Consider the following 16,086-nt stretch of genomic DNA (forward strand, 5'->3'; position numbering starts at 1 on the left):
AAAATCCGGTTTAAACCCTCCTAACAAAGATACTTTTTGACAGTTTTTGTTGGTCACTTCCATATTGGCACCCATTTGCTGTTGGGTCGACACAGAGGTCCCCCCTACTTCTGAAAGGGAAAGAATGTCACAACATTTTCTGTCTCCTGCTCTGTTTTTAAAGTTGCTCCTATACTTAATAGAAATTAGCAGGGTTTACTGGTGTTCCTCTAACTCGAACTTCATAATGGAGGTGGTTCCCTGTGGCTCTTCCTGTTCTTCCCATATACCCAATAACTTGACCTCTTGTTACATTTTGACCAGGCCTTACCGCTATCCTTGAAAGATGGGCGTAATATGTAGAATATCCATAACCATGCTCTATTACGATTAAGTTGCCATATCCTCCGCTGTAAGAGGCTGAAGCTACTGTGCCATTAGCAGTAGCTATAATAGGTGTTCCTGCAGAGTTTGCTATATCAACACCACTATGATGTTGGCGAGCCCCAGTTACGGGGTTTCTTCTATAACCGAAAGGAGATGTCACTCTGCCTCTAGCTGGCCAAATAGAGGGTGTATGAGAGAGCCTTATTTCCAACTCTCTTTGCCTCTTTTGTTCTGCTATTATTTCATCTACCATACCTTCCATTTTATCTTGATTAGTTGAAAGGGAATTATTAAGAAAAACAAGGGAAGTTTGGGCTCTATCAAGGGTGGTGGCTCCACGATTGCTGGTATATAAGGTTTTCTTGGTTTGCTTCTCGGGTTCATCGAGTCCGAGGTTAGTAATTTCGCTGACTTTTCCTTGAAATTCTTGTACAGACTTTAAGTCTTCTAAAATAGACTCTGTTTGTTGAACAAGGTTTTCAATCTGCATATTTTTTTCGTGATTACTTTTTCTTAAAGCGTGTAATTCATTCATATAGGTATTCATCTCTATATACTTTGCAAAAAAAGCTATAAACCCAATTACAGTTATTAATATTATTACCCCTAAACTTTGAATCGCAAACAATGAGAGATTCAAAGAAATAGGTTTAGTATCGTTATTTGAGAAAAACATCAGAGTAAATCTCCCACTCTTTTTTTCAGAACCCAAAAAAATCACCTACCTGCTATGTATTACCAATATTTAAATCATCCATGTATTATATTCCACACTCTTCTCAAATAACCTTTTATTTTTATTTGTCCCCACTCATAAATATCACCGAACTAACGTTTGCGCTGTCGCTAAGCAGGTGTTATAATAAAGAAAAGAGTTATAGGAGGTGGAGAAATGGAAAGTCTAAGTGCTAGACAGAAGGAGATTTTTGAATTTATTTATAAAATGGTAAAAGAAAAAGGATATCCCCCTTCAGTTAGAGAAATTGGACTTGCTGTTGGTCTAAAGTCAAGTTCTACAGTCCATTCTCATCTAGCAAAGTTGGAACAAAAAGGCTATATTAAAAAAGATGCTACCAAGCCTAGGGCCATCGAAATTCTAGCAAGCTGTGCCACAGAGGAAGAAGATAAGGTTAATGTAAATTTTAACCCTAGCTTTGCTCCGATAGTTGGGGATGTAACAGCTGGGGAGCCCATTTTAGCAGAAGAAAGAATAGAAGGATATTTTCCCTTGCCCTCTAACCTTTCAACTGACGCAGAAAGTATGTTTGTCTTATCGGTTAAAGGTGATAGCATGATAAATGCCGGAATCTGTGACGGAGACTTGGTTATTGTAAAGCATGCACAGACTGCAACTAATGGAGATATTGTTGTTGCGTTAATTGAGGATGAAGCTACCGTTAAGAGATTTTTCAAAGAAAAGGACTGTATAAGACTTCAACCAGAAAATGATTTTTATGATCCGATATTGGTAAAAGACCCTATAATTTTAGGTAAAGTAGCTGGTCTTTTTAGACACTTTTAATCATATTCTAGCAGTTATTTAACCATCGCTTAAAAACTGCTTACCCATAGTTTAAATATCGTTCGGTAAAAACTACATATAAAAGGAGGAAGGGAAGCTAGAGTTTAGCTTCCCTCCCTCCTTTTTCTTGTCAAACCGATACAAACTTGTTTCCCTTAATGTAAAAGCGCCAAAGTTTATCTGTATATTCCTGAGCATAGTCAATATTAATTCTTTTAGCTGCTGCTACTTCTAAATTATTAATATCGCTACCTTCTCTTACATATAATCGTTTTCCATCGGTTAGGCTAAGCCCATTTAAACTTTTATCAATTTTTAGGGCTTTACATAGTTTGCCTGGCCCATTTGTTAGTTCAGTTATGCTTCTCAACTTTTTTTGCCTGTTTTCCTTCATGGACTCTATGCCTCTTAGTGGCTCTACTGCCCGAATTAACACAGCTTCAGGTTTTTCACTACGGTGTTTGTCAAGAAAGTTGTCGCATTAAAATTAAAAAGTTTTACGAATTACCTTGTTAGATTGTAAAGCTAATCTACATGATCTATAGTATTTTTAAACTGTATGTCTTTTATAGGGTTTAGAGAAACATATTCGGGTAATGACCAATCTCTGATATTTTTAGACCACCTCTCTGGGTGCTTTTTCCTTGCATGCTCATAGATCCTGATTCTTTTTTCTACTATATTAACATCAATTCCATAGTGTCTTTGGTAAGGTGTAACAAATTTTAAGCCACTATGTAAGTGTTCATAGTTATACCATCTAACAAATTCTTTAACCCAATTTCTTGCTTCCTCTATGCTTTTAAAACCTTTATAAGGGTATGCTGGGCGATACTTCATGGTCTTAAAGAGCGATTCGGAGTAAGGGTTGTCATTACTAACTCTTGGACGGGAAAAAGAGCTTTGAATACCTAGTTTTTCAAGTGTGGCCTGAAATGTTGCTGCTTTCATTGGGCTGCCATTATCGGAGTGTAGTACTAAAGGTCGACCTGAAATCTTTTGAGACAATGTTGCTTTTTTAATAAGTCTTTCAGCATATTCTGCTTTCTCTGACTCCCATACTTCATAGGCTACAATTAATCTGCTAAACATATCTATTATAAGGTATAACTTATAGAAACTACCTTTAACAGCAGAGTTTAGCCATGTTATATCCCAAGTCCATATTTTATTAGGGGAAGTAGCTACATGAGTAGGAGGCTCCCTTTTTGTGGGTTTTTTGGCCCTTCCTCGGTGAGCATCCATTTTTTCTTCTTTTAAAACCCTGTAAATTGTTGATTCAGATGCCAAATATTTGCCTTCGTCTGCCAGCTTAGGAACTATTTGTGATGGAGGTAAGTCGACATACTTAGGATTATTTGCTGTTTTTATTATTTCTTGGCGTTCTTCATCTGTTAGCTTGTTTTTAGGAGTGGGGCGTTTAGCTGAAGGTCTTTTATCTTCTTTGATCTTCCCTTTTTCCTTAGTCCATCTTTGATAGGTACGCACGCTGATACTTAATACTTCACATGCAGGGGCTAACCTTGCACCATTTATTCTTGCTTCATCGATCAGTTCTACTGCTTTTACGCGATCTGAGCTACTGATCAGTCTTCCTCGGGGTCCCCCCAAATCGCGTCTGCTTTTTTTCTTAATACTAGTAATGCAGCCGTTTCTGCCAGTGCCTTCTCTTTTTGTCTAAGCTGCTTTTTTAATTCTTTTGCTTTTTCCTTTTCTTCCTTTAACTCACTTTTAGTCTTTTGGTAGTCCTGTGTTTCACCTTGGTTTGCCTTTAAACATTGCTCTTTCCAACGCTTTATATCTTCAAGGTATATACCTTTACGTCGGCAGTAATCGGCTAGCTCAGCTTCACTTAAAGCTGCTGTTTCTAATACTATTTGGAATTTATCTTCTGAGTTCCACCTATTTTGAGGTTTGCGAGATGATAGAGTTTTATTGTTTCTTTTCACCCATGTATAAATGGTTGTTTTGGGAATGCCCAGCTCTGCTGCAATAGCAGTAACGGTGTCATTTGAAGGGGGCTCAAGTCTTTTTAATACGGACTCAATAAACTCTTTAGAGTAGTGCTTACTTTTAGATTTTGACATAATTTTATCTCCTTAGGTTTAGTGTCGTAACTTCATTATTGCATTAATTTTCTTATACGACAACTATCCTAACACATAGGGCTACGACCAGTTACGATATTCAAACAATGATGTATGCCGTATATTACATAGACATACGCCACTCCCCCAGGCTCAAACATAACCTCTGTTCTTTTTGTTTTCTTGTTGTTAAATGCATGACAACCTTTGTCCTCTGGACCGATATATGCTTCTGTTTCCACGATTTTGCTTATCAGAGTTTCATTGTTTACGACCCTCACAAGCTCTTTACCTAATAAACTTTTTGCAACATCTAGTGCATTACTTCTATAAAAATCTATAGGTAATTTCATTTAACCCCTACTTTCCTTCTAGTAGTGCGTCAAATGCCATAGAAGTTGCTATCCTTCCATGCTCATACGATAGCGACCCTTGTATAAACACGGTATAAGGTGGCCTGATAGGAGCGTCTGCACTTAACTCTATTGAAGATCCTTGAATAAAGGTTCCCGCTGCCATTATAACAGGATCATGATATCCCGGTAAATCATCAGGAACCGGCTCCACAAAAGAATTTATTGGCGAGTGTCTTTGTATCCCTTGACAAAATGCTAATAACTTTTCTTTATCCTCAAAAGTTATGGTTTGTACAATGTCATATCTGTAGTCAGCATAACTTGGTTCAGCATCAAATCCTAGCTTTTGTGCCAAAAAACTAGCAAAAGCTGCTGTTTTTAAGCTGTCGGCTGTTACTTGTGGGCTTTTGAAAAAGCCCTGAAAAAAATCTAAGTTGTTTTGCAAAGAAGCTCCTACATCAGCACCAAGTCCTGGTGCAGTTAGACTCTCAGCTACTTTATCTACTAACTTTCCCTTTCCGACAACATATCCCCCAGTTTTGGCCAGTCCGCCACCAGGATTTTTTGTCAGACTTCCAGCTACTACATCTGCCCCTACATCTGCCGGCTCACGAGATTCTACAAACTCACCATAGCAATTATCCACGAAAATTATTAGGTCATCTTTGATTCTTTTAACATACCTTACTAAAGCTTCAATTTCAGCTATGGCAATTGAACCTCTTAATGAGTAGCCTTTTGAGCGTTGTACCCCTATAACCTTGGTATTAGGCTTGATTGCATTTCCTATAGACTCAAAGTCCAACTTGCCATTTCCTGTTAATGGTACCGAATTATATTCAACGCCTCTAGAAATCAGCGAATTATTATGAGGTGTGATACCGATTACCTTTTCTAAGGTGTCGTATGGGTCACCTGTAACATAAAGCAGTTCATCTCCTCCATCTAACAAAGCATTTAGGCAACATGATAAACAGTGGGTACCCGAAACAAACTGAGATCTAACAAACCCTTTTTCAGCCCCAAAAACTGAGGCATAAACGTTATCTAATGCGTCTCTGCCTAAATCTCCATAACCATACCCTGTAGTACCTATCAAGTGGTTTTCAGTAATTTTATGTTGCTGGAAACCTTTTAAAACTTTGTATTGATTGGTTTCTAGGTTTTCCTCTATGATCTCGAAGGTCTCTTTTAGGTAGTGATGAGAATCCCTTATTAAAAACCTAAGCTTATAGTTTTCTATATCATCTATCCAACTATGCAAAATAAACCCTCCATAATTTATAATATAAACCATTATATCATATAAAAGGGTTATTTTTTATATTTTTCCTGTAATCTAAGTTAATTCTTGATTCGAGTTGTGCCGATTGTGCTATTATTGCAAATAGGGCATGTTCTATTGGTATTAGCTTTTAGCCTAAGCAGGGCCTTACCCTGACTATACCCTATTTTTTCACCTTGCTTTAAACCTACTCGCCTGCCTAAAGAATAACCAACTAATAAAACGGTATTAAGAATTAAAAAAGCTAAAATTACTTTGGACATCAGAAACTCGCCTCCTATAATAGTAATAACATTGCAGTAAGGTATAAGCTACTATAGCAATTATTGTATGATACGGATTTAGATAAATAAGTAATAGTAGAAGATTTAAAGATATGAGCAAGGCCTCTATAGTACCGAACCTTTTTGCATAATTATTGTCAAACTTATCAATGGGGATATCTATTAAGTCATCCGTTAGTTGGATGAACAACATAAGAATCAAGTAATACAGAAAGTTTAATAAGCCAAAAACTAAGCTACCAGCTATAAAGATCACTGCAAGTTCCATAACACCACTTAAATTATAAGCATACCTTATTTTTAAGTTTGGCGTCATTCCTATACCATATGCTGCCCACAGCAAGCAAACAGCTACCTCTGTATTAATAAGGGCGGCACAACTAAAGAGCATTATAAAATAGGGGAAGTTATCCATATTAGCTTCCCTATCAGTGAAATCATCTAAGTATTTAATTACTATACCTGTAAATATATAAACAAAAAATAGGCTAAACAATTTTATTAACATAATAGGCAACCTCCTTAAGCCCTTTACCTTCTTTAGCGGAAATAGGTAACACTATAGTGTTTTTGAAGTCGTTCTTTATTTTAGATATGGTCATTTCGGAAAATAACAAGTCTATCTTATTAGCTAAAACAAGATAATAACCTAACTCACTACCAAAACTATAGATTTCTTCATCCACAGAAGACATTTGTTTATAGTTATGGCTGTCTACAACGTGAAACATGGCATCACAATCACTATAATGGCCAATTGCTTGAGCTATTCCAGCCCTTACGGTGTTGTCATGGTGAATTTCCGAAGTTATACCACAAGAATCCATAAGTGCTATATTTATATGCCCCTTTCCTTTTTTTATTGGGATTGTAAAATCATAGATGTTTTTAGTATGATTTGCTGTGCTGTTTATTAGCAATTTACTACAATCACTCAAAGAGAGCTTTCTTTTATGTTTGATGCCGTTTGTTGCTTTGAATGTGTATATCACGTTTTTCAAGTTATAAAACTGAGCTAAGCTTATAACAAACTGGGTTTTACCTACATTAGGCCTTCCGGTCACAAGAATTTTCAAGTATACCCCTCCTTAAATATCCTCTATATCCTGTTCATCAATGGTCAAAAGTTCTTCCTTAGTTAATGTTTTTTTATTAACCAGACGAACAGCTTGAAGCCTTATAGCTTTTTCAATGATGTTACGAACTAGTCGAGCATTTGAGAAATTAGAGAAATCTTCTTGCTCTTTGGATTTAAGTATTTTAAATAGCTTTAGTTTTGCTTTGGAAGACATTTTATACTGCCTATTTTTTAACATCATACCGGCAATAGACATTAGATTATCTATTGAGTAATCATCGAAATTTAAGTGTATAGGAAATCTCGATTTAAGTCCTGGATTAGTGGTGAGAAATGATTCCATTTGATAACTATAGCCAGCTAATATTAATATAAATTGATCTTTTTTATCTTCCATAGCTTTCACTAAGGTGTCGATGGCTTCTTTGCCAAAATCTTTTTCCCCTCCTCTTGCTAGAGAGTATGCCTCGTCAATGAATAAAATCCCCCCTAGACTTTCCGATATTTTCTCTTTTGTTCTTTGGGCAGTGTGTCCGATGTATTCTCCCACAAGATCAGCCCGTTCCACCTCAACTAAGTGCCCTTTTTCTAAAAAGTTTAAGTGCTTAAAAATTTTACCTAGTATTCTTGCTACAGTTGTTTTCCCTGTTCCAGGGTTTCCTTTAAAAATCATATGCATAACTACTGGCTCTGTTAGAAGATTTTCTTCCTCTCTTCTTTTTTGAATTGACAAAAACGCAGTAATCTCAGTAACTAAGCTTTTAACGTTATCTAGTCCAACTAGTTGATTTAATTCCTTTATGGGGTCTAATTCCCATAGCTGCTCCTTATTATTTGAAAAAGATGTTATGTCTTCACTTCCTCTTAGTTGTTTTAAAGCAAATATAGGGGAGATTTTCCCAGTTTGCACATTTGCTAAGATTTTACTTTTATCCATACCGACATCTCCCTCAGATTTATGTTAGGATGCATAGCATAACATAATAATATATATGTTTTTAAAACAAAAATTAAGACCTAGGCAGATGCCTAAGTCTTAATTTTTTATAAGATTTACTTCTTTTTTGGGTATTATGGTTGAAATAGCATGCTTATAAATCAATTGTTGCTTGACTCCGTCATCAATTACTACTGTAAAAGGATCGAACCCTTTTACTAAACCTTTAATCTGGTAGCCGCTCATTAAAAAAATAGTTACCTCAGTATTATCTCTTCTGACATGGTTTAGAAAGTAGTCTTGCAGGTTATGAGCTTTTCCCATTTAGCTCCCTCCTCTTTAAACGGTTATTTTGCTAACCTTCAGACAATTACTTGTTTAATTATTCTACTTATTTAACCATTTTCCTGCATTTGCTTAATAATTTTTTCTTTTACTTGATTTATATTCAAATTGTCTAAGTTATACCATTTAATATTATCCATATTTCTAAACCATGTTAATTGTCTTTTTGCATACCTTCTGGTATCTCTTTTAATTAACCTTACCATTTCGTCAAAATCTATTTGATTTTCTAGATACATTACAACCTGCCTATACCCGATGGCCTTTAGAGCATTACAATCTTTTGAAATCCCTTGCTTAAGAAGCTCACTAACTTCTGTGACAAGCCCGTCTTCAATCATCTGGTCTACTCGATTGTTAATTTGCGTATACAGCCTTTGCCTATCCATATATAGGCCGTAAAAGTTAATGTTTGTAATATTGCTTGCGAATTGGTTTCTCCTTTGTAATTCATAAATTGACTTACCAGAGAGTTCATACACCTCTAAGGCCCGAATTACACGTCTATAGTCGTTTGGATGAAGTTTATTATATGCATTATCATCTCTGTTTTTTAAAAGACTATGTATATAGTGATTTCCTTTTTCATCAGCCATATCTTGATACTTCTTTCTTATCGCCTTATCTTCCGGGATACTTACAAGGGTGAAGTCTTCAGTAAGAGCACGAATAAACAGACCTGTCCCTCCCACAACTATTGGGTGATTATCTCTTTTCTTAATATCTTTTATAACTTTTTGACTCAATTTTTGAAAATCAAAAACACTAAATTCTTCGCTGGGTAAAACAACATCTATTAGATGATGAGGTACATTTGCTTGCTCCTTTATTGTAGGTTTAGCAGTACCGATGTCCATGTACTTATAAACTTGGGCTGAATCAGCTGAAACAATTTCTCCTCTCATTTCTGCTGCTAGTTCCATAGCCAAAGAGCTTTTACCACTAGCGGTAGGGCCTAAAATCACGGAATAATTTTCTTCCAAAGCTACTCCTCCTTATTTAGATAGATTCCATAACTGACTGAACTAGAAGGTAGTGTAAACTTCTTCAGTCCTATTTCTTCAAAGGGAAAGTTTTTGTTATTTTTCACAATTACAGCTTTTTTAGCTAGTTTTTTTGCCTTTTCTAAACTTTTAATTGATAGAGGGCTATAATGAGCTAAATCTCTTAAAGGAGAAATGGCTGGAGAATTTTCTATAGGTTTATCAAACATGGGATCAAAATATATTAAATCAAAATCTCCATAGTTAAGGCCTTCAATATAATTGTTGAAATCTACATTTTTTAGGGTAATATTTTTAGAAAGTCCGCTAAGCTCAGGATAACTAGAATCTAACTTCCCTAGCCCATCTTTTACAATTTTATATATTAATTTAGATTTTTCAAGGGAAGTGACTTGCCCTTTGCAGCTTACTAGCTTGCTCAGAACTAGAGAATCAGAAGCTAACCCTAGTGTGCAGTCTAATACAGCCCAACTAGTAATGTCGCCTAATATTTTGTTAAATATGTCTAGCTCCCCATTTTTAATTCTCTTTACCCTGAGCATGGCCATGCTGGGGTGAAAAGCTAGCTTTTGGCCTTTAATATATACATTGAGCGATGATTTTGTTACCACAAGAACGCACTCTCGCTCGCTTAGAGAGCCAAGACGCTTTCGTGGTATATATTCTCCTTTAAAGTATTTGCTATGGGTAATAGCTGACTGTATCATCGAATCTGTAGGTTTTTGAGACGTCGTACATATTATATCCATTTTATTTCACCCGTTTAAACATCTTTTCTATACTCTTTTTATCTAAAGAGACTACTGTTGGTCTTCCATGGGGACAACTATAAGGGTTACTGATTAGACTTAATTGCTCTAATAGACTTGTCATTTCCTTATGACTTAGTTTATGATTTGCTTTTATAGCTCCTTTACAGGAGATTAACGCTAAAATTGCTTCTTTAAATTTCTTTAAAGAATTTAGCTCATCATCTAAAAATATATCTTCTAGAGAATCAATAAGTAGCTGAATGCTTATAGATTTGTTTACGAAAAAGGGAAGACCTCTCACTAGTATATTATTACCATCCATAATTTCTAGGTCAAATCCTAGCTTTTTTAAAGTATCAGCATTTTCATCCACTATCTGTATTTGTGCTCCATTTAATTTTATTGATTCTGGGATTATACCTTGTATAGCTACTTGATTGCCAAGTTGGTTGATAGCTTTTTCATAAAATATCTTCTCCTGGGCAGCATGCTGGTCTATTAAATACAGGTTGTCGGAGTCTTTACAAATAACATATGTCTCACTGAATTGCCCCAGTATTTGTAAAGTAGTAAAGAATGGGTTAATAATCTCTTGCTGTTTAGCCTCGGCTTTTTGAGGTAGGCTAGACCTTGAAATTAGCTGGTCACTTTTTTGACTTGGTGTATCCTCTTTCATAGGTTTAGATGTCGGTGCTTCTTTCGGTGCTTCTTCATGTATTTGAAGATCTTGTGTTAATTTTTCTAAATACGATAACTGTTTTTCAGTATTATTGACATTTTTAGGTTTGCTAGTAAATGTATTTAGCTCTTTATTTGATGGCTGTTTTGAAGTTTCGGGGTTAGTTTTTTCCTTTTGAAGGTTCTTACTTACGTTAGTGTATTTATACTCAGTAACTAAGGGTTTTTCTAGCAATGAAGAGTCAACGGCAGCTTTAAGGCTTTGGTAAACTATTCTTTCATTATCAAACTTTACTTCTTGTTTTGAAGGGTGAACGTTAACATCTATACCTTCTGGGGGCAAGTTGATTTTTAGAACTGCAAGTGGATATCTGTTTTGAGGCAATAAAGTTTTATAACCATCCTCTAAGGCCTTAGAAAGCAACTTACTTCTAACTATCCTGTTGTTGATAAATATAAACTGCCCAGATCTATTACTTTTAGTTATGGAGGGTTTAACAACATAACCTTGTATGTCTATTTTAGAAGATTGATTGTCAACCTTTAAGGCATTCTCTGCAGCGCTAGTGCCTAAAACATCAGATATTGCTTGTTTTAAGCTGCCGTTCCCAGTAGAGGCAATTAGTCTTCTGTTATTATGGTACAGTTTAAAGGAAATATCCGGGTTACAAAGCACAAATCTCCCCATAAGATCTGTAATGTATCCTAACTCCGTTGCGGTAGTTTTTAAAAACTTTTTTCTAGCTGGAGTATTAAAAAATAGGTCTTGTACTACAAATCTAGTCCCTTTATTTGCTGGGGCTGAGTTAAGGTGTTCATCTATGCCTCCATCTATTTTGTATCTAACTCCTAACTCATCATCAGAAGTTTTAGTTAGAACTTCTACCTTACTAACAGCAGCTATTGAAGGTAATGCCTCACCTCTAAAACCTAATGAAATAATGCTTTCTAAGTCTTTTTCGTTTTCTATTTTGCTAGTGGCGTGACGCTTAAAAGCCAAGTGTACATCTTCGCTTTTTATGCCCACTCCATTATCCACTACCTCAATCTTATCTTTACCACCATTTTCTATAAACACTTCAATAACACTGCTTTGCCCATCGATGGAGTTTTCTACTAGCTCTTTTACTATCGAGGCAGGACGCTCCACCACCTCCCCAGCTGCAATCTTATTTGCTACATTAGAAGGAAGTATATTTATATTTTTCATTAAAACACCCCTCTTCTTAATATTTCTTTGTTTTATTCTGTAGTTTTTGTAACACTGTTAACGCCTCTATTGGAGTTATGTCATTTAGGTTTATGTCGTTTACTTCCTCGATTAATTCTTGTGCCTTTTGGCTCATGACCTGAAATATATCATCTTGGGTTGCGCTACTGTCTTGTTTTGCGGTAAAGTCTTCCTCGATAAATTTTAAAATCTCATTAGACCGCTGAATAACTGGAGCTGGCACACCAGCTAATTTGGCCACCTGAATACCATAACTTCTGTCGCTACCTCCTTTTTTTATCAAGTGTAAAAAGGTGATAGAATCATTTTCTTCCTTAACCGCTATGGAATAGTTTTTCACACCCTTATATCTGTCTTCTAATGAAGTTAGTTGATGATAATGGGTCGCAAATAAAGTCTTAGCCCCTATTTTCTTTTTATCTAATAGGTATTCAATGGCGCTTTGAGCAATACTCATTCCATCAAAAGTACTTGTTCCTCTACCTACTTCATCTAGGATAATTAAGCTTTTTGAGGTTGCGTTTTTTAGTATGTTGGCTAACTCATTCATCTCAACCATAAATGTACTTTGTCCAGAGGATAGGTCATCGCTTGCCCCTACTCTTGTAAAAATCCTATCAACTATGCTAATTTTTGCCTCATCTGCTGGGACATAGCATCCAACTTGTGCTAATAGAGTTATCAGCGCCACTTGTCTCATGTAAGTTGACTTACCTGCCATATTTGGCCCTGTTATAATTAACACTTGATTATCAGAGCAATCTAAAACTGTATCGTTTGATATAAAGTTTTTTCGGTCTATAGTTTCTTCGATAACGGGATGTCTGCCGTTAGTTATAGAAGTTTCATCTCCAACAGTTAGCTCGGGCTTACGATAGTTATTATCGATAGCTAACGTTGCAAATGAGCAAAGACAATCTAGCTCACCTATTACATTACTGTTGTTTTGGATTTCTTCAATGCACTCTAGTACAGCTTCTCTAATTTCACAAAATAGCTTATATTCTAGTTCTACGATTTTCTCAGAGGCCCCTAGAATTAGTTCCTCATACTTTTTAAGTTCATCTGTAAAATATCTTTCTGCATTGGTTAAGGTTTGTTTTCTTATATAATAGTCAGGAACTAGACTTAAATTGGTTTTAGTCACCTCGATATAATATCCGAAAACTTTGTTATATCGAACCTTTAGTGATTTTATGCCGGTATTATTTCTTTGATTTTCTTCGTATTCAGCTAAAAAATTTCTTCCGTTGCTAGCTGTATAGTTTAGCTCATCTAACTCGCTGTTAAAACCTTCTTTTATAACACCGCCATCTTTGATTGTGGTTGGTGGGGAAGGTACTATCCCTTGTTCGATAATGCTTACTAACTGGTCTAAGGCACATAACCTATTGGCTAAGCTTACTAAACTTTTTGAGTTTGAGCTGATAAGAGTTTCTTTAATTTTGGGGATATTTTGCAATGAATGCTTTAAAGCTACTAAATCCTTTGGATTAACTGTCTGGTATGCAACCTTAGTGGACAGACGCTCGAGGTCATATATTTTGCCTATAAGTTCTTTTAAGCTTTTTAAAAGCAGGCCATCTTCTAATAATGATTCCACCATGTTAAGTCTATGATCTATTTCTTCACTATTTAAAAGAGGGTTTAATAGCCATTGTTTAAGTTTTCTTCCGCCCATAGCACTGTCAGTTTTGTCTATAATTGAAAGAAGAGAACCTTTTTTTCTATTTTCCTTTATAGTAGTTATAAGTTCGAGATTTCTAATAGAAGTATAGTCTAGATTCATGTATTTATTTAATTCTATAAATTTAATTTTATTTATATGGGACAAGGAATTTTTTTGCGTTTCAGATAGGTAACTAATTAATAAGCTTATTGCCTCTTTGCCTGCCTTGTGAGTTGTAGTTTGATTTAAAAGAGTGTCAAAGGATTTAATAGTAGTATCGTTTACTTCGTGATTAGATATATTTAAATTAAGGCGTGTTAACTGAGTTCTAAGTGGAAAGTCAGAACTCACTATACATTCAGAAGGTAGGTACTTTTGGATAATTCGATTAATACTTTCAAAATTTAACCGTTCTTCAGTATAAAAAAACTCACCTGTAGAATTGTCTACAAAAGCTAGGCCAGCTTTATTGCCATAACAAGACAGTGCACACATGAAATTATTGTCTTTTGCATCTAAAAGATTTTCGTCAATAATAGTTCCTGGTGTTACAATCTTTACTACCTCTCTTTTGACAATACCTTTAGCTTGCTTTGGGTCTTCTACTTGGTCACAAATGGCCACTTTATAGCCTTTTTTTAATAGTTTAGCTAGATAAGTATCTAGAGCATGGAAAGGTATGCCTGCAAGAGGGATTCCGTCCTCTCCGTCTCTTGATGTGAGGGCAATTTCTAAAGCTTTAGCTCCTATTTTAGCATCTTCAAAAAATAGCTCATAAAAATCCCCAACTCTAAATAATAGTAAGCAATCTTGATGTTGTTTTTTTATATCAATATATTGTTGAATCATTGGAGTAACAGATTTTTTACCCACGGGTTTACGACCTCCCTACTCAAATTTGTGTTATTAACTTTATAAGCCGGAGTAGCTCCGGCTTATTTATCATCTTAATCAATTATTTCGCCAGTGAGGCTCCATGTCTGGCTTCCTGTTATTTTTACTTTTACTTCTTGGCCAATTAAGTCTTTATCGCCATTAAAGTTTACGATTTTAGCAGTTTTAGTTCTTCCGGAAATAGAGTTAGGGTCATTTTTACTAGTTCCTTCAACAAGCACGTCCCAAACCTGCCCCACATAAGTATCATTTATTTGTCTAGATATTTTATTTTGTGCTTCTATTAACCTTTGTAATCTATCACTTTTTTGTTGCTGTGGGATTTGGGTATCCATTTTAGCAGCTGGTGTTCCCTCTCTAGGTGAATATGCAAAAGTGAATGCAGAGTCGTATCTTACCTGTTCTACAACCTTAAGTGTTTCTAAAAAGTCCTCTTCAGTTTCCCCAGGGAAGCCTACTATGATATCGGTAGTAATTGAATAATCATTAACTTTTTCCTTAATTTTCCCTACAAGGTCTAAATATGTCTGTTGATCATAGCCTCTGTTCATTGCCTTTAACACCTTACTGCTCCCTGATTGTACAGGTAGGTGAAAATGGTTACAGATTTTATCGTTGGCGGCAACGACATCAATTAACTTTTCAGTAAAGTCTCGTGGGTGGGGAGTCATATATCTTATTCTCGTAAGTTCTTTTATTTTAGCTACTTCAGATAATAAATCAGCAAAGTCGTAATCTTCGTCAAAGTCTTTACCGTAGCTATTTACATTCTGACCTAAAAGAGTAATTTCTTTATAGCCTTTTGCAACAATACCTTCAATTTCCTTCACTATATCTTGGGGGTTTCTACTGCGTTCACGTCCTCGGACATGGGGAACAATACAATATGTGCAAAAGTTATTACAACCGTATGTAATAGTTACCCATGCAGTTACACCATCATCTCTAAGCCTGGGTAAACCCTCCACTACTTCCCCTTCTTCGTTCCACACTTCCAACACTCTCTCATCTTTGAAAAGAACTTTTTCAATCATTTGAGGAAGTTGATGTATATTGTGAGTTCCAAAAAGAAGATCTACATGTGGAAAATCTTTTTGAAGTCGCTCTGCCACTTTTTGTTGCTGGATCATACAGCCACAGATTCCAATTACTAGGTCATTTTTTATTGCCTTCAGTTTTTTAAGAGCTCCCACTTTACCAAAAACTTTTTGTTCTGCTTTATCCCTGATAGAGCAGGTGTTTATCAAGATAATATCTGCATCTTCCTCTACAGCTGCTTCACCATAACCCATTTGGTTAAGCATCCCTGCTAAAATCTCGCTATCATGAACGTTCATTTGGCATCCGTATGTAAGTATTTTGTATAATTTTTCATTTTTCTCTTGTTTTGTGTCCATTTCAGTCATTTTTAGTTCCTCCATCTTTGCTAATTAAATCCTTCGATAGTAAGGAAGCTTTGTCCTAATCTTCCTTTACTATTATAACATACACTTCCGCAAAAAATAAATTTAACACGCAAATTTTATATCTGTATAGTATATTTGAGCTTAAATTTATGCATAATAAAACCCCTTGCATAAAGCAAGGGGTTTGTTGTT

General features: G+C 35.6%; 14 protein-coding genes and 1 pseudogene. 1 reads left to right on the top strand and 14 read right to left on the bottom strand.

What is annotated here, in order from left to right; all coding sequences use genetic code 11:
- Positions 1-175: 175 nt before the first annotated feature.
- Positions 176-1,042: a M23 family metallopeptidase gene (locus PRVXH_RS06560; RefSeq protein WP_353894501.1), complete on the bottom strand. Its 867-nt coding sequence runs from the start codon at positions 1,040-1,042 to the stop codon at positions 176-178.
- A 216-nt stretch (positions 1,043-1,258) separates the two neighbouring features.
- On the opposite strand from PRVXH_RS06560, the gene lexA reads away from it, so the two are divergent.
- Positions 1,259-1,888 carry a transcriptional repressor LexA gene (gene lexA / locus PRVXH_RS06565; protein WP_353894502.1) on the top strand — a complete coding sequence of 210 codons (630 nt, stop codon included), beginning with the start codon at positions 1,259-1,261 and terminating at the stop codon, positions 1,886-1,888.
- 130 nt (positions 1,889-2,018) lie between these two features.
- Here the strand turns inward: lexA and PRVXH_RS06570 are convergent.
- The 13 genes and pseudogenes from PRVXH_RS06570 to miaB form a co-directional block, all read right to left on the bottom strand.
- Positions 2,019-2,333, bottom strand: a pseudogene (locus PRVXH_RS06570) (DNA-3-methyladenine glycosylase); the annotation flags it as partial.
- An 80-nt stretch (positions 2,334-2,413) separates the two neighbouring features.
- Positions 2,414-3,975 (bottom strand): IS3 family transposase gene (locus PRVXH_RS06575; protein ID WP_353892476.1). Its coding sequence is split into 2 segments (ribosomal slippage): positions 2,414-3,501 and positions 3,501-3,975, totalling 1,563 coding nucleotides; the frame shifts between segments, so codons are not numbered across the junction.
- A 68-nt stretch (positions 3,976-4,043) separates the two neighbouring features.
- Positions 4,044-4,328: a DNA-3-methyladenine glycosylase gene (locus tag PRVXH_RS06580; protein ID WP_353894503.1), complete on the bottom strand. Its 285-nt coding sequence runs from the start codon at positions 4,326-4,328 to the stop codon at positions 4,044-4,046.
- Positions 4,329-4,335: 7 nt separating this feature from the next.
- Positions 4,336-5,595 carry a methionine gamma-lyase family protein gene (locus tag PRVXH_RS06585; RefSeq protein ID WP_353894504.1) on the bottom strand — a complete coding sequence of 420 codons (1,260 nt, stop codon included), beginning with the start codon at positions 5,593-5,595 and terminating at the stop codon, positions 4,336-4,338.
- 249 nt (positions 5,596-5,844) lie between these two features.
- Positions 5,845-6,408, bottom strand: coding sequence for a hypothetical protein (locus PRVXH_RS06590; RefSeq protein ID WP_353894505.1), 564 nt, complete (start codon positions 6,406-6,408; stop codon positions 5,845-5,847).
- A complete protein-coding gene (locus tag PRVXH_RS06595) occupies positions 6,389-6,976 on the bottom strand; it encodes a GTPase domain-containing protein (RefSeq protein ID WP_353894506.1) in 588 nt (195 codons plus the stop codon). Before PRVXH_RS06595 ends, PRVXH_RS06590 begins: the two co-directional genes overlap by 20 nt.
- Before the next feature lie 12 nt (positions 6,977-6,988).
- Positions 6,989-7,915 (bottom strand): AAA family ATPase, encoded by a 927-nt coding sequence (locus PRVXH_RS06600; protein WP_353894507.1) that lies wholly within the window; start codon positions 7,913-7,915, stop codon positions 6,989-6,991.
- Positions 7,916-8,014: 99 nt separating this feature from the next.
- Positions 8,015-8,239, bottom strand: coding sequence for an RNA chaperone Hfq (hfq, locus tag PRVXH_RS06605; protein ID WP_353894508.1), 225 nt, complete (start codon positions 8,237-8,239; stop codon positions 8,015-8,017).
- Positions 8,240-8,310: 71 nt separating this feature from the next.
- On the bottom strand, positions 8,311-9,243 hold the full coding sequence (miaA, locus tag PRVXH_RS06610; protein WP_353894509.1) for a tRNA (adenosine(37)-N6)-dimethylallyltransferase MiaA: 933 nt from the start codon (positions 9,241-9,243) through the stop codon (positions 8,311-8,313).
- Between the two features lie 2 nt (positions 9,244-9,245).
- Entirely contained in the window at positions 9,246-10,013 is a 768-nt protein-coding gene (locus tag PRVXH_RS06615; protein ID WP_353894510.1) for a class I SAM-dependent methyltransferase, read from the bottom strand.
- 1 nt (position 10,014) lies between these two features.
- Positions 10,015-11,904: a DNA mismatch repair endonuclease MutL gene (gene mutL / locus PRVXH_RS06620; RefSeq protein ID WP_353894511.1), complete on the bottom strand. Its 1,890-nt coding sequence runs from the start codon at positions 11,902-11,904 to the stop codon at positions 10,015-10,017.
- 16 nt (positions 11,905-11,920) lie between these two features.
- Entirely contained in the window at positions 11,921-14,443 is a 2,523-nt protein-coding gene (gene mutS / locus PRVXH_RS06625; RefSeq protein WP_353894551.1) for a DNA mismatch repair protein MutS, read from the bottom strand.
- A 98-nt stretch (positions 14,444-14,541) separates the two neighbouring features.
- Positions 14,542-15,885 (bottom strand): tRNA (N6-isopentenyl adenosine(37)-C2)-methylthiotransferase MiaB, encoded by a 1,344-nt coding sequence (miaB, locus tag PRVXH_RS06630; protein ID WP_353894552.1) that lies wholly within the window; start codon positions 15,883-15,885, stop codon positions 14,542-14,544.
- Positions 15,886-16,086: the final 201 nt, after the last annotated feature.

This window comes from Proteinivorax hydrogeniformans, assembly GCF_040515995.1.
GTDB lineage: Bacteria > Bacillota > Proteinivoracia > Proteinivoracales > Proteinivoracaceae > Proteinivorax > Proteinivorax hydrogeniformans.